This is a genomic window from Mycobacterium leprae TN, assembly GCF_000195855.1.
Lineage (GTDB): Bacteria > Actinomycetota > Actinomycetes > Mycobacteriales > Mycobacteriaceae > Mycobacterium > Mycobacterium leprae.
Map to the genome: position 1 here is coordinate 964,653 of NC_002677.1, position 18,844 is coordinate 983,496.

An 18,844-nucleotide genomic window follows, 5' to 3' on the forward strand; every position below is an offset into this window, starting at 1 on the left:
TGGCGTGCCAAGGCTCCCAGTCGATGCGAGCTGTGTAATCCTGGGAAAGTGAGCTCCCCCGGGCCCGTTGGCAGCCCCGGTCGTGTACCTGTGCTACGAGAAGAGTGGCGAGCACCACTGCGGGCCCAGCGTGAACCGCTCGCCAGGGGCGAAGGGCGGGTCCGGGTTAACCGTGGTCGGTCGCGTCGATGGCGTAAGCAAACACGGCTAGGACGGTTCGTCTCCGTCTTTGGCTGGCGCGCTTATGCACTGCCTTTTCTGATGGCGCTCACGGCGGTGGTCCTATACCAAACGGTAACTGGGACAAACGCGCCGGAGCCGGCAGCGAGCGAGCCCATCACGGAACCACCGGTCATCGGTGCGGTGGGCACGGCTATTATGGACGTGCCGCCTCGAGGTCTTGCCGCGTTCGACGCCAATTTGCCGGCTGGGACACTGCCAGACGGGGGGGCATTCACTGAAGCGGGCGACAAGACCTGGCATGTTGTTCCGGGTACGATGCCGCAGATCAGTCAAAGCGCCACCAAGGTGTTCAAGTACTCCATCGAGATCGAGAACGGGCTGGATCCGACTATGTTCGGTGGCGACGGCGCATTCGCCCAGATGGTCGACCAGACGCTGGCTAATCCGAAAGGTTGGACTCACAATCCGCAATTCGCTTTCACCCGAATTGATACCGGGATGCCCGACTTTCGGATTTCGCTCGTGTCTCCGCTGACTATACGTGCAGGATGTGGGTACGAATTCCGACTGGAGACGTCATGTTACAATCCGTCGTTTGGTCCGGACCGGCAGGCTCGGGTTTTGATCAACGAGGCGCGCTGGCTGCGCGGAGCCCTTCCATTCGAAGGGGATGTGGGTTCCTACCGACAGTACGTGATCAACCACGAGGTTGGCCATGCCATCGGGTATGTGCGCCACGAGCCCTGCGACAAGCAGGGTGGCTTAGCCCCGGTCATGATGCAGCAAACGTTTTCCACGTCCAATAACGATGGAGCGAAGTTCGACCCGGAATGGGTCAAGCCCGATGGCAAGACCTGCCGATTCAATCCTTGGCCGTATCCAATTGCTTAGCCCCGGTGACTGTACCCGCCGTGGTGTTGGCTGAGCTTCTCGTGGACAGGCTCCAGACCTAGCTCACAATGAAGCAACGCTGGCGGTCCTGGTGTTATTACACATTGAGCGTCGTTGCCGTTGATGCAGACACCTGCTGTGATGTGTTGTAGACGACATGCCTCAGAAGTTGAACTGCGACGCTACCCTAGGAGAGATATTCGATGTCGACATCCTCGACATCACTGCCGCCGCTAGTTGAGCCTGCGGGCCAGCTGAGCCGCGATGAGGTGATTCGATACAGCCGCCATTTGATCATTCCGGACATAGGCGTCGATGGGCAGATGCGGCTCAAGAGCGCGCGGGTATTGGTCATCGGTGCGGGCGGGCTGGGCGCGCCGGTATTGCTGTATCTGGCCGCGGCCGGCGTCGGTACGATCGGCATCATCGATTTCGACGTCGTCGACGAGTCGAACCTGCAACGCCAGATTATTCATGGCGTAGCCGATGTTGGACGGTCCAAGGCCCAGTCAGCGCGCGACTCGATTGTCGCAATCAACCCGCTCGTCCAGGTGCGATTGCACGAGTTCAGGCTGGAGTCGAGTAATGTGGTTAACCTGTTCAAGCAGTACGATCTGATCGTCGATGGCACCGACAACTTCGCGACTCGGTATTTGATCAACGACGCCGCGGTGCTGGCTAAAAAGCCGTATGTGTGGGGGTCGCTCTACCGCTTCGAAGGCCAGGTCTCAGTGTTTTGGGAGGATGCCCCCGACGGGCTGGGCCTGAACTACCGCGATCTGTACCTGGAGCCACCGCCCCCTGGCATGGTGCCATCCTGCGCAGAAGGCGGCGTGCTGGGCATCGTCTGTGCCTCTATCGCGTCGGTGATGGGCACCGAGGCGATCAAACTGATCACCGGGATTGGTGCGCCGCTGCTCGGCCGGTTGATGATCTACAACGCGTTGGAGATGAGCTACCGTAGGATCAGGATCCACAAGGACCCGTCCAGACCGAAAATCACGGAGCTTACAGATTATCAGCAATTTTGCGGTGTGGTGTCTGACGATGCGGCCCAGGTGGCTACCGGCTCCATCGTTACGCCGCGGGAATTGCGCGAGTTGCTGGATTCCGGCAAGAAGCTGGCCTTGATAGATGTTCGTGAACCCGTCGAGTGGGACATCGTGCACATCGACGGCGCTCAGCTGATCCCGCGATCGTTGATCAACTCGGGTGAGGGTCTGGCAAAGCTGCCTCAGGACCGCATGTCGGTGCTGTATTGCAAGACGGGCGTGCGCTCGGCCGAGACGTTGGCCACTGTGAAAAAGGCTGGTTTCTCCGACGCGGTGCACTTGCAGGGTGGAATTGTGGCATGGGCCAAGCAGGTGCAACCCGACATGGTGATCTACTAGTACGAGATTCGATCTTGGGCTGGTGGTGACGCGCTGTGTTCGGTTTCGCCGCGCTTGCGGTCGCCACGGTCGGGCTCTACTAGGCTGACCCGGGTGACAGTTGAGCCGCCGCCCGAGCATGTGTTGTCGGCGTTCGGTTTGACTGGTGTGCAGCCCGTCCCATTGGGAGCCAGCTGGGAAGGTGGCTGGCGGTGTGGTGAAGTTGTGTTGTCGATGGTGGCCGACAACGCCCGCGCGGCCTGGTCGGCCCGGGTGCGGGAGACGTTGTTCGTCGACGGTATCCGCCTGGCCCGACCGGTCCGCTCGACCGACGGTCGGTACGTGGTTTCGTGCTGGCGGGCCAACACATTCGTTGCCGGGACACCGGAGGCTAGACACGATGAAGTCGTCTCGGCGGCGGTGCGACTGCATGAGGCCACCGGCAAACTCGAGCGTCCTCGATTTCTGACCCAAGGGCCCACGGCGCGTTGGGCGGACGTGGATATTTTCATTGCCGCCGACCGTGCCGCCTGGGAGGGCCGGCCGTTGCAGTCGGTACCCTCCGGGGTGTGGGCCGCACCCATGACGACTGACGGTCAAAGATCGGTCGATCTGATCAACCAGCTGGCTGGTCTGCGCAAGCCGACCAGGAGCCCGAACCAGCTGGTGCATGGAGATCTTTACGGAACAATGCTTTTCGTAGGTACAGCGGCGCCGGGAATTACCGACATCACGCCCTACTGGCGGCCCGCATCGTGGGCTGCGGGTGTTGTTGTCGTGGACGCACTGTCCTGGGGTGAAGCCGACGATGGGCTTATCGAACGTTGGAACGCGCTGCCGGAATGGCCGCAGATGTTGTTGCGCGCATTGATGTTTCGCCTTGCCGTCCATGCATTGCATCCGCGGTCGACTGCCGAGGCGTTCCCAGGGTTGGCTCGAACCGCGGCGTTGGTCCGGCTAGTGCTCTAAGCCGCGGAGCGGCATTTGACATCGACGTTACTGCGAAGACATCCCGAAGTTCGCCTCGGTAAAGTTGATTTGGATGGCGTGCTCGGTTTGGAATTCGTAGCGAGTTTCGCGTAGCGCCACTTTGTTGTCAACAGCGAGAATCCTTTCGGAGGTGTAGCAGTACTAGTTGTCGGGTGGTTAAATGTCGCGCCGGATGCCTATACGCGGTTATCACCCGGTGCCAGGGCAGGTCGTAGGAGTCAGTCCGCATGATCTGGCCGGCGATCCGTGGACTGGAAAGTCCTGCGGCAGAGTCGATGTTGTCGTAGGTGGTGAAGCGTCTTGGCGGGATCGCTGCTATCAGTGAGCGGACCCGCTCGGATTGATCGTCGGTTACCGGAAGCACGGTCAGTGCGTTTCTAACTACTTGCGGGATCACCGTGGCGATTTTGGCTGTCCTGGCTGCGGCCACTATGTGACCGCAGTTTAAATCGAGCAGTGAGCAATCGGATCCCGATCTTTGTTGGAGCCTTGCGATGAGTTGGTCGCTGCCCTAGGGTTGCCAGGTTCAGCGTCGCTCGTGTCAGCTTGGTCATCGTTCCCGCAGGCGGGTAGCATGACGTTACGGGCCAACTCGCTCCAGTGTGACATGATCGCCGGTATGCTTAGGAGCCAGCCATATTGTCCGCTGGTCAGCTTGATTAGGTGTTTGTTGAGTTTGGCGTCGGGCAACGCGGGGTTAACCTTTGCCTAAGAGTCCATATTTCTCTATGCGCTTGTGTCATCTTCGGGTAGTCGGGGTGGTAAACATCGCCTCAGCGATCTTGCGCATCCACGCTCCGTCTAAGCCGATTGCCAGGTCGAGGGACAGTAGGGTGGCCACCTGATTCGGATAAGTCGCGGCCAGATGCAACGCTATAAGTGTAGTGTCGTTGAACGAATGGCCGACCAAACAGTATCGGGGCTCAGCCTCATCTTCGAGTAATGCGCTCAGCGCCGAAACGTTAGTTTTGATGGTCCACGGCGCAGCCCACGATCACCTGCCGTGATCTACCAGATCCGTTGCGGTAATCTCGGTTTTGGGCACGTATTCAGTCACATGTTGCCAGCGCTGCCCGTGGCCGTTCAGTCCATGGATAGCTAGCGTTCGTATTGGGTCGAGCGGACTGTAGCGGTGCACGTGAGGGTCAGTGGTTACCCGTCGACGGTGCCAGTTGGGACAGCGGGTATTCTCGGCTGGGCGGGCGATCGGCGTGCTGTGTCGGCCGGACTACTCGGTGGGCATCCCATTTGTCGTCTGAAGCAGGGACAACAAAAGCTTGATCGGAGTTACATAGCTTGGTCGTCGAAAGCAATGGCTAGGTGCTCTTATAACGCATCGGCTTCAATCATTTCGTTACCAGGGATGGCGCCTTTGATGTCCTTCACGATCGTAACCTTTCCTTAATTAGCTTAATCTAAGGACAGCCAGGAATTGGCCTTCGGGAGACCAGCAGTTTGGCGTTGTCGGACAGCAACACTGTGTTGTCGTTTTGCAGCTGCGTGTTTCGGCTTTCCAGGTACGAGTATCCGACCAATACCAGCCAAGTTGCTAGTTTTGCCGTTGGCCCACTCCCTAGCGCGGGTAGTGAATAGAGTTGGGGGCTACGCTGGGGCAATGTCGCAGCTATTTGGCGGATGCGAGCGATGCGATACAGCGCATACCTTTGTCAGATCAGCATGATTGCGTGCGGACTATGTCAACACTATACACCTGGGATGTTGAGGCGCGCGCTGTTCTAGTTCTGGGTGCACGTTGCCTGATCCTGGGCGACCCGGGTACCGGCAAGAGCAGCTTGCTGGTTGACGCTGCGGTTATGTCACATTTGGTATCGGTGTTGAACCGGAATCGGTTCTGCTGCTTATTGGTTCTGGCCGGATCGGTATACCGGCGTGCAGCGCGCTGACGACGTCGTTGCTGCGTTCGCGCACAACTGGACTTTGTCGGGTGGCTGTCCGCGAACCGTTGGTGCGCACTGTGCATGTTACGTCTACGCGGTCTTGCGGCGGGTCGGCGATGTGCCGTCGTGCCTAGTAATCAGCGCCGAGCAAGACGCCATCATCCGCGAGCTGCTGGCCGGTGACCTAGCAGACGTAATGCACTCCGCGACGGCATGGTTGTCCTATCTACGACCCGCTGTAAGCACCGCGGATTTCGCCAGAGAGCTGCGAAACTTCTTGGCGCGCTGCAGCCCAACGCGATGTAGAAGCGCTGGAGTTGGAGCGACTGGTCCGGCCTTTGTGCTGGCGTCCAGAATGGACCGCTGTCGGCCAATTCGCAAGGTAATATGAGCAAGTCGATGCTGCTGCGACCTGCGGTCGGAGTGGCAGCACCGCATTCGACGACTCTGGCGCTGGGCGCCGGTTGAACTTGGGGGTGCTGCGTTAGCGGCTTTCACGGTCGATGCTGCGTTGTTAGCAGCCGAACGTACACCGGATTCGGCTCTTGCTGATCGATGATGCTCAGCAACTTAACCTGCAGGCTGCTCGCCTGGTTCTGGTGCTGGCGGCCAGGACGGAGCGGGTACTGATTGCCTGCGACCCCAACCAGGCAGTGTTCAGTTTTCGGAGCGGCGAGCCGGCCAGATTGCTGTCCGATAATCTCCTGCAACCGGGTGCTGCTTCCCGGTCGGTGACGTTGACCGGGTCGCACCGCTGTGCACCGGCGGCGGTGCGCGCCGTCAACAGCATCGTGTGTCGGCTACCGGGTGGCGTCGGTGTCAGGCAGATCGATGGCCCTGGGGTCGAGAATGGATCGGTCACGGTATGACTGGCAGCCTCGATTCACGCGGAAACGTAGATAATCGTTGATACGCTGCGGCGTGCGTATCTAATCGACAGGATGCCGTGGTCGGCCAGATGGCGGTCGTCGTCCGGTCGATGCCGCGAGCCGCCCCGCGGTTTGGCTGCCGCCGGGGTTTCGGTCACGGTACCTGCTATCAGTGGGCCGTTGTCGGCGGAGCCTGCGGCATGCAGCGTTGCTCACAGTGTTGGCGGCGACGACTGTAGGGCTTGATGGCGAACAGGCGTTGTTACTACTGACCGGGCCAATTGGTCGTGTCGACCCAGTCTCGCTCCGGCAACTGCACCGACCGCTGCAGCGCAGGGAACTCTGATCGTCGATTGGCGAATTTCGAGATAGCCTCCTGGTGGAGGTGCTGGCCGATTGGGTACCGGTATCGGGGGGTGGTCAGGGCTGGTGCAATGGTGCGTGTCGTCCTGGATGCGGCCGCAGGCTGTCCTAGGGACGGCGAAGATTCGCGCTACATATTGTGGGCGGCGTGGCATCGGTCTGGTCTGCCACATTGCCTGCTGGCGGCCAGCGAGCGCGGCGGCCCAGCCGGGGCCCAGGGACCTTGAGACGGTTACCGTGTAATGCGACATTATTGATCATTACGTGTGCCACACGTCAGGTGCGTCGTTGCGCGAGCTTGCGGAAGATGAAGATGTTGCTGCGCTGCAGTTGCCAACCTGCAGGTGCAAGCCAGTGACGACGGCACAGGTTAGGGTGCTCAGTACGCACGCGGCACTGTGACATGAATGGGATTTTATAGTCACGCAGGCATACAGGACGGGTTGTGGCCCAACACGGTTTCGTGTGGTGGTGTGCTGGACACTTAATGACTGCTCGACGGTGTCACCGAGGATGTCTCCGTGCGGGCGCTACTCCTGATCGAAGAGCTGCGGCTCTTGGTAGCGGCGATGGGCTACCGCCGGTTGCTAGTGACTGTCATAGACAGTGGCACCGACGGGCCGGGTCTGGAAGCAGCGTTGCCATCGGCGTTCTTTCTCGAGATCGTTAAATGGGCCGCTGGTGACAGTGATCACGAAGTGGCGTAGCTTGTTTCGTACCCATGAGTGCTATGACCAGCGGCGCTGGTGGGCCGATTACACGGCATTTTCTGTGCGCTCGACGGTATGTTGGACGACGTAGCTCGAGCGTATGCAGCAACTCAATTGGTGCGGTTGGCTAACGCTGGTGTGTCGGGTGCTGACCCAGTCGGATGGCATGATTCCCGGTCAGCAGTAGTGATCGGTTCCGTGGTGACAACGATCTTGTCATGTTGACGCCGTCAACTCTGCAGACACTCAACGAGTGTTAGCCGCGTTGGCTAGTCGAATGGCACGGCGGAATCAATGCGCGAGATCTGCTGTCGGCCATCAGCCCGGTGCTGTATGCATTGATCGCTGAACCGGGCAAAAGGGAATCGCAACTGCTGGCCGAGCTGGACCGGGCCTGGCAGCACCTGCCCTTCGACGCCCGGTGGCATTCGCTCAACGAACTTGCCCGGTATCGCGCAGTGATATAGACGTTTGTCGAATGGCGTGCCCATATTCGATAAGAACTGACTGATGTCGGCATCGATAGAACGCTTGGTGAGCTGGGCGAGTCTTAGGATCAAGCCGGCGATGTTTGGCTGCGCGGTCGGGCCGATTGGCTGGAACGCGACGTAGCTGGCCGGCTGGTGATCGCCGATATCAAAATCAGCAAAACGTCGGTAAGTAAGGACGATATGCAACAACACGCGCAGCTAGCGACGTATAAATTGGCGGTGGCCGAAAGCATGTTTCCAGCTGACCCGTCAGCATGGGGCCCGGCGGTGCTCGCATAGTTTATTTGCAGGATTGGGCCGGCGGTCGCCATCGAACGCGCGCAGGATGCACATAACACCAGCTGACCGTGATCATTGGTGTAACGTTGTTCGGCGGAAGATCAATGCGATAACCGTCCCGCAGTTCATCACCCGGCGCAACGCCCGGTTGCGCACACTGTGCGATACGGCCGTATTGTCCGGCTTGAACCGACGGGTTTGCGCTGTGACTAGATTTGTGGGTGATGATTCGCCACGCACGGCTGGATTAGTCGGTACCCTAGGACTGTCGCCCACCTACGAGCAAGCAGCCGCCATCGCCGTGCCGTAGGGTCCGTTTTGTCGTCATTACCGGTGCCGACAAAACGGAAACGATGGTCGCGCCGGTGGTCTGCGTTGGTCGTCAACGGCTGCGCCGAACTAGGCCGGGTTCTGTGCTTGATGTTCGACTGCAAGGCCGCCAGCTCAGCTGCTGCGCCGCGTTCGTTCCCGGTTGGTCGGTATCAGGCCCGGGGCTCACTAGTCCCGCGGTCCTGGCAGCCGTCGAATCGAGAATCATAACCTATCACGTTTGCGCCGGCTCGCTGCTCCATGACTATGGCTTGTTGTTACCCGTCGAGTTTGACACCCGGTTGTTCAGCGAGACCGAGCTGTGGGCAGCTGCCCTTCGACGTCGTCAACGGGTATCGCGGCGAGTACGATACGGACAAGACCCCGACTTCGGTGACCTCAATGGTGTTGCCGGTTGTTGGGTCAACTCACGGAATATCTGGTGGATACCCAGCAGTTCTGTGACACCCATGTGGAACTGGAGTGGCTGGTGCACGCCTTGTTTACTGGCTTCTACCAGAGTGACTGCGGCTCCAGCCAGTGGTTGCTGCGTATGTTGGTCACCCAGACTGGGCGCGCCGTGCTGGTGCTGCTGCTCGACGCGCTGGTTGAGTGGGTGCGCGTCGCGAAGATGATGGATTTCGGTGTTCAGATGGCCTGTGCGACGCGTTTGGCCGCGACGTTCCCGCAAGTCTGCTCAAGACCTGCGCAGTCGCTACCGGGTGGTGGTGCTCGGACGAGTACCAAGACACCGGACATGCCCGGCGCCTCACGTTGTCAGGGGACTGTTCGGGGGTGGCGGGAACGAAGGAGACGACGAACTGGCGTGGACAGTGGTAGGAATTCCCATTCCGTCCATGTACGGATGGCTTGGCGCTTCCGCGACGAACTTGCCTCGCTCCACCACCGACTTCCCTCGATCCAGGGATAGGACTATTCCGGTGGTAGAGCTGCGGGTCAGCTGGCGTAGTTCGCTGTGCACTCTACGCGTAAGCAACGACATATCTGCGGAAGCACGAGGATCGGTTGCGGTCCGCGCGCTGCGCTACTTCCCGACATGCGCGCCGGACGCGAGTAGATCGCCGACCACATATCCGCGCACTACCAGCACCGACGGCAGTCGGCTCGCCGACTGCCGTCGGTGCTGGTGCATTGTAATGAGGACACTGCACCCAATCGCTTATGCTCTGCACGCCCGCGGAATCCTGGTGGAAGTCGGTCGGCCGGGCCGGCCTGCTATCCATCCCTGAAGTCGCTGGTGTGGTAGTTGCTACGGTTCGTCGCTAATTCTACGACCGGCGCTGCGGCAGTGCGTGTGTTGACTGGTCCCCGTTAGCAGCTTGGTGGTTGCGATGTAGCCCTGCTGCGGCGGGGCGTGTTGGTGTTGGGTGGGCTACACTGCTGCGAGGTACGCTTTACCGGAGTAGATTGTTATGGCGGCCGGTAGTCTTGATGTTGATATCGTTTGTCTGACCGTCACGCTCGGCGGTCTCGGACCAGACAGTTCGTATTCGGTTCCGGGCTATCAGCGTATCTGTGCGTTCGCCGGCGAACTAAATGCGTTACGCGGCCATCTGTGTAATTAGTTGCTCGACCTGGTTGCCTAAATACGTCGTGTGCTGGGTGTCGACTGCGAAGTCCGAGCGCTGCCACCCAGCTCTCGGGTGCTTGGTCCGGTGCCGAACATCTTGACGCCTTCCCCTATGTGGTTGCCGAGTATGCCGAGCGGGCAATCGCTACGACGAGTGAGACCAATGCGTCGACTGCAGCTAAGCTGGCGCACTCGGTATTCCGATGCTGGATCCATCGGATGTCGCCAAGCGAAAGCAGCTGTCGGGCAAGATCTTCGCTCATCGTCACCAATTTGAGCAATGGCGTGTCAGCGAGGAACGCCGTCTGTTGTACGTGGGCACCATTAGTGTCGAGGACACGTTGCTGGTCTTCAGGCATGGCGGGGTCCCACTGAGATCAAGCCGCCGCGGTCCTTTTGATTTCCTGTGTGCATTCAAGGACATTATCGACCGATCGGCCGCGGCCGGCGATCCCTGCGGGGTGGTGTAACAGTGGGAATCTTCTCCCGCCTTTGGTGCACGAAATACGCTGATCGACAAAGTTATCGAAGTTTTTGTCTTGCTTATCTTACATGTTGTCCGGGATCCGCAGTGACGTCGAACACTGGGCAGCGTTGGTGGTCGTCACGATGGTGGACGATATGGCTAATCCCAGCACCGGTATCGAGGCTGGGTTACCGGCGTCGATGCCCTACTGGCCGAGTGTTCAAGCGCTGAAAGGTGTCTTGCCTGCACTCTGCCCAGTTATACCAGTTATTAAGTGTCGGTCACTGGTTTGGTGGGCCTGGCTCGAGATCCAATCGGTGCGGTTTGACCGCTAATACATCGGCTGCCTACTCGCCCGCATTACTGGGTAATGCGTTTCACGCCCGGGTTCATCGGTTCTACGGCGCAGAGCGGCTGTTCGATCTTGCTTACTTGCCAGGTGCTGCAGATTCCGACGTCGTAGACACCCGGGAGTTGGCCGAGTTGCAGGCGGCGTTTGGCCGGTAGCGGTAGGCTATCCGCACGTCCGTGGCGGTCGAGGTGCTATTCGAAATACCCAATCGGTGGTAACGCGCTGCGCGGTTGCGTTGACGCAGTGTTAGTCGATCTTTATGGTTACATCATCGTGATGGATTGGATGACCGGTGAGTCGCCGCGCGGGGCGGAGGCCATGCGTCAGGCCGCCGTCTACCGCTTAGCGTGGGTGGTTTTGTGCGGATGCCCAGAGTCATCGGTGCGTGCGGACTTTATACTACTTGCGTAGCGGAGTTACGGTCACCCCCGATTAGTTGCTTGACGCTACCGATCTGGAGGGGCTGCTGGGTGATTACGTTGGCAGCTGCGCTGCCAACGTATGACGGGAGCTGTTCAACTACTTTTAGTGGAGCCAGCGATCGTGGTTACATTAGGTGTCGTGTACTAGGTTAAGGCAATGACAGACCGCCGTGCGGAGCGGTAGGTTGCCGGCAGCGCGGCGGTCTCTATAGGACATTGGCTGCCCAGCCCTGGTGGGTTATCTATCCTGGTTGGTGTTCTGGCGTATCCCTGAGGTTCACTCTAGCCTTGTACGCGTGATCTACACGCCGAATGGTCATTGCTTTGGTGGTGTTGTTCGCGGCCACTGTTGTGGTCTACCTGGACCGAAGCGGATACCATTAGATCGCCTTTAATTTGTGGCTGTGTCACTATCGGCGATCGACTACAACCACATCATTTTGTGTGCTCAAGCCGTGCGTTTGCTCCATACCGTGGTCTTTATGCCTCTGCGGATCGGGTTCTTAACTGTGTTGGTTGGCACGATGCTCGAAGGTCTTCTTCAAGCGATTGCGGCGGGTGTGGAAGATCCAGCTTTGGAGGAACAGAGTGCGCAACTACGCCATCGTTATCGGCTACGGTACCAAGGGTAAAACGGCGGTAACCGCGAGGCTAAGCCCTGAAGCTGCGCAGGGCTCGATGGTCGTCGTTGATATCGATCGAACTGCCCTCGACCACGCCTCGACCGACGGCCTGGTCACGGTGCACGGCGACGCCACCAAATCCGATGTGCTGCGGTTGGCTGGGGCCAGCATGCCGTCCTCGATCGTCGTCGCTACAGGTCGCGATGACACCGCCGTGTTGGTCATCTTGACGGTTCGGTAGCTGTCTCCTAACGTCAAGATCGTTGTGTCGATCCATGAGTACGAGAATGAGCACCTGTTACAGCAATCAGGTGCGGGCTTTGTGCTGGTCTCGTAGGCGACCTCCGGTCGACTGCTCGGCCTTGGTGTCGCCACGCCCGGTGTCGTGCAAGTGATCGGGGGGGGGCTGCTAACTCCGCACACCGAATTGGTGATTGCTGAACGTGAGATGAAGCAGACCGAGGTCGGCAGATCCCCGCGGCATTTGCGCGATATCGGGCGTGGTTATGGTGCATGACGGCTACTTACTGCGCATCGGTACACCTGAGGTGGGGGACGTCATTGAGGCCAGCGACCGGTTGCTCTATGTCCGACACGCAGTACTGGTGCTGTGTTGTGGGTGTTTTGTCGGTGGTGGGTGAAATGGCTGTTTTTGCGTTTTATGACTGGCCGATATGTTCGGTAGTCGTGGGGGGCAGCCCGGAATCCTGTTGACGTGTTTTGCTGTGTTGCGGGGTTTTTGTTGGTGGGTGGCTGACTGCCTGCTTTCGATGAGGCTTCGTGTGCTTTGCCGCAGTGGACACGATTAGCGCGGCGCACGTAAGCATGTCGGTGGTGGGTGCTGCTTGGTCTACATGTTGATGATGCCAGGGGCTGGGCACCTGGGCTGTGCTGAAGGCGATATCGATGCAGGCGTGGGTGTGAGGATAGTTGTTAGCGCCGCGGGGTAGGGGCGTTTTAGTGTGCATGTCATGGCCTTGAGGTGTCGGCGTGGTCAATGTGGCCGCACCTGAACAGGCACGTCCCCGTGCACGGTATAACTATTCGCACCTGATGTTATCCCTTGCACCATTTCTGCCGCTGGTATCGGTGTCGGCGGCTTGTTGACCGGCCCTCAGCCAGCAAGCAGGCATGCCGCCGGGTGCAGCAGTATCGTGTTAGTGAACAGTGCATCGATGATCCGGCCGTCGGCGGCACATACGGCAACCTTCTAGCGCAGATCAACCACCCACACCCCACCAGCCCACCACAACACCACCACCCAAACCAAACCAGCAAAAAATAACCACCAAATGACCATCACGACGACACCTTGAGGCGGTTTCAGGACCGACATTCTGAGCAGGTGCCAAAGATTTCGATGGTGTGGCTAACGTCAGAGAATCCATGCTTGGCGGCCACTTCTGCCGCCCATGCCTCGACTTCGTGGTCGCCGACCTCGATAGTGGAACCGCAGCCTCGGCACACCAGATGGTGGTGATGCTGCCTGGAACATCTGCGGTAGACCGATTCACCGGTGTTGGTGCGCAACGTGTCGACCATTCCCGCCTCTGCCATCGATTGCAGGGTACGGTAGACGGTGGTCAAGCTGATATTATTGCCGCGGCGGCGCAGCTCGTTGTGAAGCTCCTGGGCTGAGCGGAAGTCATCGACCGTCTCCAACAGCGTTGATATTGCCGCGCGTTGTCGGGTGGAACGGACGCTGGCTCCAGTCATCATCTGCGCCGCTTCCCTTCATCGCGTCGTCCCTCGCAAGCGAGCGGTGCCTCTACTGCATCGTAGCTGGCGCGGGTCACAGTGCATCCACGCCAGCGTGGGCGACGGCATCGACGACGATGTGCGTCAGGTGGTAGTCAGCAAGCCGGTAAAGCATTTCGCGTCCGGAGCGCTCTCCGGCGACGATCCCCGCCCCCTTGAGGATTTTTAGGTGTTGGCTAACCAGTGGCTGTGGTATGCCCAGTGCGTCGACTAGTTCGTGGACGCATCGCTGCGATTCGCGCAGTTGCAGCACGATGGCGATGCGAACGGGTGCGGCTAGTGCGCGCAACAGCTCCCCGGCTGCATCCAGAGTCTCGCGCGGTGGGGGTGCGGGGTAATCCGCTAACCTCGAAATCCCATCAGCGCCGTGCTCGTGCCCCTCAACTAAACCTGAGCTTAAGTCGGTGGTCGTGGATGGGAGGTCAACGGTGGTCGATGTTGACGGGGACGTCACCATATTTAGGTCATCACCTTCGAGGAGTACCTGGTATTGAATTCGTTAGGGTAATTCCACCGTCACATGCGTGATGGCGCATGTCAAAGCTGGTGGAGGTGATCGCTACCATGACTGATGCTTTGCGCACACGGATCGTTGTTGCGCGACCGTTCGGATTAGAAAAGGAGTGCCCTGCCTCGTGGCATCCGTCATCGATACAGTAGTTAACCTGGCCAAGCGGCGCGGCTTTGTCTATCCTGCGGGTGAGATTTACGGCGGCACAAAATCGGCGTGGGATTACGGTCCGCTCGGTGTAGAGTTCAAGGAGAACATCAAGCGGCAGTGGTGGCGCTCGGTGGTGACCGGACGTGAGGATGTCGTGGGAATCGATTCGTCGATCATCCTGCCGCGACAAGTATGGGTGGCGTCTGGCCACCTCGAGATCTTCCACGACCCACTGGTCGAGTCATTGATCACCCACAAGCGCTACCGTGCTGACCATCTGATCGAGGCCTACGAGGCTAAACATGGGCAGTCGCCGTGTAACGGCCTGGCTGATATTCGCGATCCGGACACCGGCGAGCCCGGTCAGTGGACGGAGCCTCGGGAGTTTAACTTGATGCTGAAGACTTATCTCGGACCGATCGAGACTGAGGAGGGGTTGCACTATCTGCGGCCCGAGACAGCGCAGGGCATCTTCATCAACTTTGCAAACGTGGTGACGACCGCCCGCCGCAAGCCTCCGTTCGGTATTGGACAAATTGGCAAGAGTTTTCGTAACGAGATCACCCCGGGAAACTTTATCTTCCGCACCCGCGAGTTCGAACAGATGGAGATGGAGTTTTTCGTGGAGCCATCGACCGCGCGGGACTGGCACCAGTACTGGATCGACACCCGGATGCAGTGGTATGTCGAACTTGGTATCGATCCGCAGAACCTGCGGCTGTTTGAACACCCGAAGGACAAGTTGTCGCACTATTCCGACCGTACCGTCGATATCGAATACAAGTTCGGTTTTGTCGGTAACCCGTGGGGAGAATTGGAAGGTGTTGCCAACAGAACCGACTTCGACTTGTCAACGCACGCAAGGTATTCCGGAGTTGACCTGTCGTTCTACGATCAGGTCAACGATACTCGGTACACGCCATATGTCATAGAACCGGCAGCCGGTCTGACTCGATCGTTCATGGCGTTCTTGATTGACGCCTACACCGAGGATGAAGCCCCAAATACCAGGGGCGGGATGGACAAACGTGCGCTGCTTCGACTGGATCCGCGGTTGGCACCGATTAAGGCCGCTGTGTTGCCGCTATTCCGGCACGTCGATTTGAGCCCCAAAGCCCGTGACTTGGCCGCAGAATTGCGTAAATGCTGGAACAGCGAATTCGACGATGCCGGCGCCATTGGGCGACGCTACCGACGCCAGGACGAGGTTGGTACGCCGTTCTGTGTGACAGTGGACTTCGAGTCACTTGACGACAACGCCGTTACCGTGCGCGAGCGTGACGCCATGACGCAGGAGCGGGTCGCGATGACTAACGTTGCCGATTATCTTGCAGTGCGGCTCAAAGGTAGCTAGTGGAAGTGTTCTCGGGTCGTTTGAGCGTGTCGGGGCCCTACTGTCAATGATATACCGCGAAGCGCTGCAGGGTGTCAGTGTGAACGAAGTTGTTCGCTGATTGAGTTTGATTGTTGCGCGATGTCGTAGCACCGTTCTACCGCGGACTGGGCTCTGAGTCGAGATGGTTGCCGCTTGTCCATCCCGGGTTGGGGTCATTTGCTGCCCAGCACGCCCAGAGTGACGCGGTTACTTTCCGTGCGATCGGTTACTTTCCACCGTAGATCCGTGACAACGACCCCAATAGTGGTCCGACGAAGGTCATCTTGCTGTACTATCCAGCGCTGCGTCGCCAATCCCCTGAAACTGTAGAGGTTTTGTTTGTAGTGGGGGTGATTGTTGGTGTGAAGCTGGGAGCTGCGTGATTCGGCGGGGCAGGGCTCTGTGCTTGCCATTGCTCCTGCGCGGTGCTGGGCGGAAAGAACAGCGGCGGTGGAGCCGCTTCCATCTGGGTTCGTGTGATTTGTCCGTGGTCGGGCTGGGTGCCAGGTGTCGCGTTGTTCGGCTGTGTGCAGATGTGTTCGTAATCGATCGGACTGAGCATGCCGTTGGTGGGATGCTTATGTGCCCTGTTAAGTTGTTAGTCCAGCAATAACTGCGTGGAACAGTTTCTTACCGGTTATGGATTATGGAAGTGGTTGTTACGCAATCATTACCATTCAATGGGGGAGTTCGAAGATTCCCCGACAGCATCGTCAAGATCGGACCCGGTACGCCCTATCGACTGCGTGACATCGCCTTGATCGGTTTGGAAAATCACTCTGGCTACCGACCCACAGAGAACCGCGGTGGCCATACACAACGCTGCTCGCGCCAACGCGGCGTTGTGGTGGATGTCTATGGCAAAATTGGGCACTCGCCGTAATGCAGGTTCAGCACCGAGGCCAGATGCAGTTTGCCTTCATCGACCGAAATCTCGGTCAGACTCCCCATCCATACCACGTTCGGCTCCTCGTGCGGAGTGAAGTACCAACGTAGCAAGTCCGGGGCCTTACGTGCCGATTTATTCGGCTTGGTGGTGCCGCACCGGCGGCGTGTGCGTCGAACTGCTAAACCCTGTTCGCACATCATCGCCGCCACGGTGTTGGGCGCGACCCGCCAACCCATTGCCCGCAGATCGGTAGTGATACGTGGTGAACCATAAGTTTGCTTGTGTTTGTGAATCAGGTAGACGACGGTGGCAGCCAAGGTGTTTTTCTCCGCTGACGACGCGGTGAGCCATCCCCATGGGGCCACTTGTGAAACCACGCTTATGCCGCGCCCACTGCCCGGCGCAACATCACATGCGCGGGATTAGTGTGCCGCACCCTCTCTGGGTATAGTACTCAGCGCTGCCAGGCTCACTGCCGCATCGCTTCTTTGATCCAGAGGGCTGCTGAGTGCTTGAGTACCTCGCGCTTCATCGCCAATTCGGCGTTCTTTTTACGCGGCCGGTTAAGCTCCTCGCGTTCGCTCTGTTTCAACGGGACCTCACCGTCTCGAGCACGCGTCGGTCCAGATTCGCCTACAAGTCTAGCGTGCCTTCGTGCAGCCCCAGCTCCCGAGCCACCTGCGCGATCGGTTTACCCGTCCCCGAACGATACGAGACCGTTCCCTCACAGAACTCTCGATCGACACTTCGTCTTTCCATCACCATCACTTCCTTCAAGACGATATCTCTACGGTACGTAGGGGAAGCCCAAAATACGGGCTCTGTTGGTGCGGACAAGTTTTAGGATGTTGTGCGGCCGGTATGTTGGGGGTCATCGGTGGTAACGCGTGGGGATGGATAGGGAATGCCCGTTGAAGGAGGGCCAGGTGGTGGAGAAATCGCTCGATTTGAGTTCGTCCTAGGACTGTTCTAAACACTTTGCTCAGCGGCCCAGCCGGTGTGTTGTGTAATGCTCAACTGACTGTACGGGTGGTTGTCTCTTACTAAGTTCAAATCTGCTAAGTCAACTTTCGTTCATCGTTTGTATGTTTCGCCGTCATAATCCTTTGTCGAACGGTGTGACATCTTGCTTGGCAGTGTCTTGAGATTTCTCTTACTCAGTTGGGGGCGGTGAGACCGCTGTAAAATGTCGTTAACAAAGCTGTGGAAAAATTTGGTAAAGGGAGGGATTTTGGCGCAAGATTGTCTTGCTATCCGGCGGTAGAAGTGGGTTATTGTCGGACGCTCCGGTCCGATTTATTGGATCGATGTTGTGATGGCTTTAGGATGTTTTACGATTGTTGACTGATATTAGCTCTGCCCGACTTTTTGCCGGAGGCGAGTTAGGGCCAATTATTTGTGGCGGCTATGGCCTAGGATGGGCTGGTATCGGGTTTGCAGTCGCCGGTGTAGTCATTTGCCTCGGTGATTGCGGGGTTGGGTAGGTGATCCCGGAATCGGTGTTGATGGCGAAGGCGGCGACATTGTACGTGGGGTGGTTGAACGCGGCGGGGACAGGCGGAGTTGGCGTTGGCTGCCACGATACCTCCGGTGACGGTGAATCGGACGACGTTGTCGTCTTTGTTAGCAACGAGCATCTTCAGTATTAACGTTCCTGGTGATTGCGGCCACGGAGTTTCATTATGTGGATATGTGAGCTCAAGATGTGGCCGCTAATGGTGGTGTAATTTACTGCGGCGACGTCGGTGGCATCGACATTGACGTCGTTCTGCGTCGTCGCTGAAATTTGGTGAGGTTGATGGAGTTGGTGTCGCAGGCGGTTTCGGACGTGTCAACGGCGTGGACTGGGTTCACCACGCATCTAGTACACCGATTCCAGTTCCTGACGAAAACCATAGCCGCGCAATGCGAAGCAGTCGACGCGTTCCTGCGCAGCCTGGCGTAGCGGCGACTTCGCCCGATTGGTGTCGGTGCTGCATCCCGACGTAGTGCTGCGCGGTAATGTCGGTGCCGCCGATGTGGCAGGGGTCAATGTCGGCTCGGATAGGTGATGTGTCGGGATTGGGGGTGCGATGCCAAACGCTGAAGCGATGGCAGGGCGGCTCCTACTGGTGGTGGCTTGCTGATGGGTATGGGCGGCGGGAGGATGCCTGGGGAGATGATGGGCTGCGGTGGCGCGAGTCCGCATGTGGTGCAGTTGTGTCTGATCACGGACAAAGTTGCAAACCGCAGGTAGCAACATGGCCAGTACCGATTCGGTCCTAGGGGTTCAGTGGAGTCTAACCGCAGTTGTCACTGGACGGGCAACGCACGGAAGATAGTGCACCCCCGCCTACGGCACTAGTTGAAAAACA

General features: G+C 58.6%; 12 protein-coding genes and 5 pseudogenes. 10 read left to right on the forward strand and 7 right to left on the reverse strand.

Annotation, left to right across the window (positions count from 1 at the left end):
- Positions 1-48: 48 nt before the first annotated feature.
- From ML_RS04110 to ML_RS04120, 3 genes are all read left to right on the forward strand, one after another.
- On the forward strand, positions 49-1,074 hold the full coding sequence (locus ML_RS04110; RefSeq protein ID WP_010907946.1) for a DUF3152 domain-containing protein: 1,026 nt from the start codon (positions 49-51) through the stop codon (positions 1,072-1,074).
- Between the two features lie 203 nt (positions 1,075-1,277).
- On the forward strand, positions 1,278-2,465 hold the full coding sequence (moeZ, locus tag ML_RS04115) for an adenylyltransferase/sulfurtransferase MoeZ (RefSeq protein WP_010907947.1): 1,188 nt from the start codon (positions 1,278-1,280) through the stop codon (positions 2,463-2,465).
- Between the two features lie 93 nt (positions 2,466-2,558).
- Positions 2,559-3,413 (forward strand): TIGR02569 family protein, encoded by an 855-nt coding sequence (locus ML_RS04120; protein ID WP_041322530.1) that lies wholly within the window; start codon positions 2,559-2,561, stop codon positions 3,411-3,413.
- 27 nt (positions 3,414-3,440) lie between these two features.
- Here ML_RS04120 and ML_RS04125 read toward each other — a convergent pair.
- Positions 3,441-3,798 (reverse strand): annotated as a pseudogene (locus ML_RS04125) (MGMT family protein).
- A 375-nt stretch (positions 3,799-4,173) separates the two neighbouring features.
- Positions 4,174-4,344 carry a hypothetical protein gene (locus ML_RS15385; RefSeq protein ID WP_231846727.1) on the reverse strand — a complete coding sequence of 57 codons (171 nt, stop codon included), beginning with the start codon at positions 4,342-4,344 and terminating at the stop codon, positions 4,174-4,176.
- Positions 4,345-5,128: 784 nt separating this feature from the next.
- On the opposite strand from ML_RS15385, the pseudogene ML_RS19815 reads away from it, so the two are divergent.
- From ML_RS19815 to ML_RS18725, 5 genes and pseudogenes are all read left to right on the forward strand, one after another.
- Positions 5,129-8,232 (forward strand): annotated as a pseudogene (locus ML_RS19815) (PD-(D/E)XK nuclease family protein).
- 536 nt (positions 8,233-8,768) lie between these two features.
- Positions 8,769-9,284 carry a hypothetical protein gene (locus ML_RS17265; RefSeq protein WP_269147062.1) on the forward strand — a complete coding sequence of 172 codons (516 nt, stop codon included), beginning with the start codon at positions 8,769-8,771 and terminating at the stop codon, positions 9,282-9,284.
- Between the two features lie 863 nt (positions 9,285-10,147).
- Complete coding sequence (locus tag ML_RS17270) at positions 10,148-10,414, forward strand: hypothetical protein (RefSeq protein WP_269147063.1); 267 nt, start codon at positions 10,148-10,150, stop codon at positions 10,412-10,414.
- Between the two features lie 320 nt (positions 10,415-10,734).
- Positions 10,735-10,917, forward strand: a complete 183-nt coding sequence (locus tag ML_RS17275) for a hypothetical protein (protein WP_269147064.1) — start codon at positions 10,735-10,737, stop codon at positions 10,915-10,917.
- Between the two features lie 482 nt (positions 10,918-11,399).
- Positions 11,400-12,448, forward strand: a pseudogene (locus ML_RS18725) (potassium channel family protein).
- 682 nt (positions 12,449-13,130) lie between these two features.
- Here ML_RS18725 and ML_RS04155 read toward each other — a convergent pair.
- Both ML_RS04155 and ML_RS04160 read right to left on the reverse strand, forming a co-directional pair.
- Entirely contained in the window at positions 13,131-13,523 is a 393-nt protein-coding gene (locus ML_RS04155; RefSeq protein WP_119607924.1) for a Fur family transcriptional regulator, read from the reverse strand.
- Between the two features lie 76 nt (positions 13,524-13,599).
- Positions 13,600-14,022 carry an ArsR/SmtB family transcription factor gene (locus tag ML_RS04160; protein ID WP_010907950.1) on the reverse strand — a complete coding sequence of 141 codons (423 nt, stop codon included), beginning with the start codon at positions 14,020-14,022 and terminating at the stop codon, positions 13,600-13,602.
- 166 nt (positions 14,023-14,188) lie between these two features.
- Here ML_RS04160 and ML_RS04165 point away from each other — a divergent pair, with 166 nt between their 5' ends.
- Positions 14,189-15,580 (forward strand): glycine--tRNA ligase, encoded by a 1,392-nt coding sequence (locus ML_RS04165; protein ID WP_010907951.1) that lies wholly within the window; start codon positions 14,189-14,191, stop codon positions 15,578-15,580.
- A gap of 215 nt (positions 15,581-15,795) precedes the next feature.
- Here ML_RS04165 and ML_RS18730 read toward each other — a convergent pair.
- The 3 genes and pseudogenes from ML_RS18730 to ML_RS17285 form a co-directional block, all read right to left on the reverse strand.
- A pseudogene (locus ML_RS18730) lies at positions 15,796-15,878 on the reverse strand (hypothetical protein); the annotation flags it as partial.
- A gap of 578 nt (positions 15,879-16,456) precedes the next feature.
- Positions 16,457-16,867, reverse strand: coding sequence for an IS3 family transposase (locus ML_RS04170; protein WP_162618235.1), 411 nt, complete (start codon positions 16,865-16,867; stop codon positions 16,457-16,459).
- Positions 16,868-16,959: 92 nt separating this feature from the next.
- Entirely contained in the window at positions 16,960-17,082 is a 123-nt protein-coding gene (locus tag ML_RS17285) for a hypothetical protein (protein ID WP_269147066.1), read from the reverse strand.
- A gap of 1,302 nt (positions 17,083-18,384) precedes the next feature.
- Between ML_RS17285 and ML_RS15395 the strand changes: the two are divergent.
- Positions 18,385-18,505: pseudogene (locus tag ML_RS15395) on the forward strand (RNA polymerase subunit sigma-70); the annotation flags it as partial.
- Between the last annotated feature and the right edge of the window lie 339 nt (positions 18,506-18,844).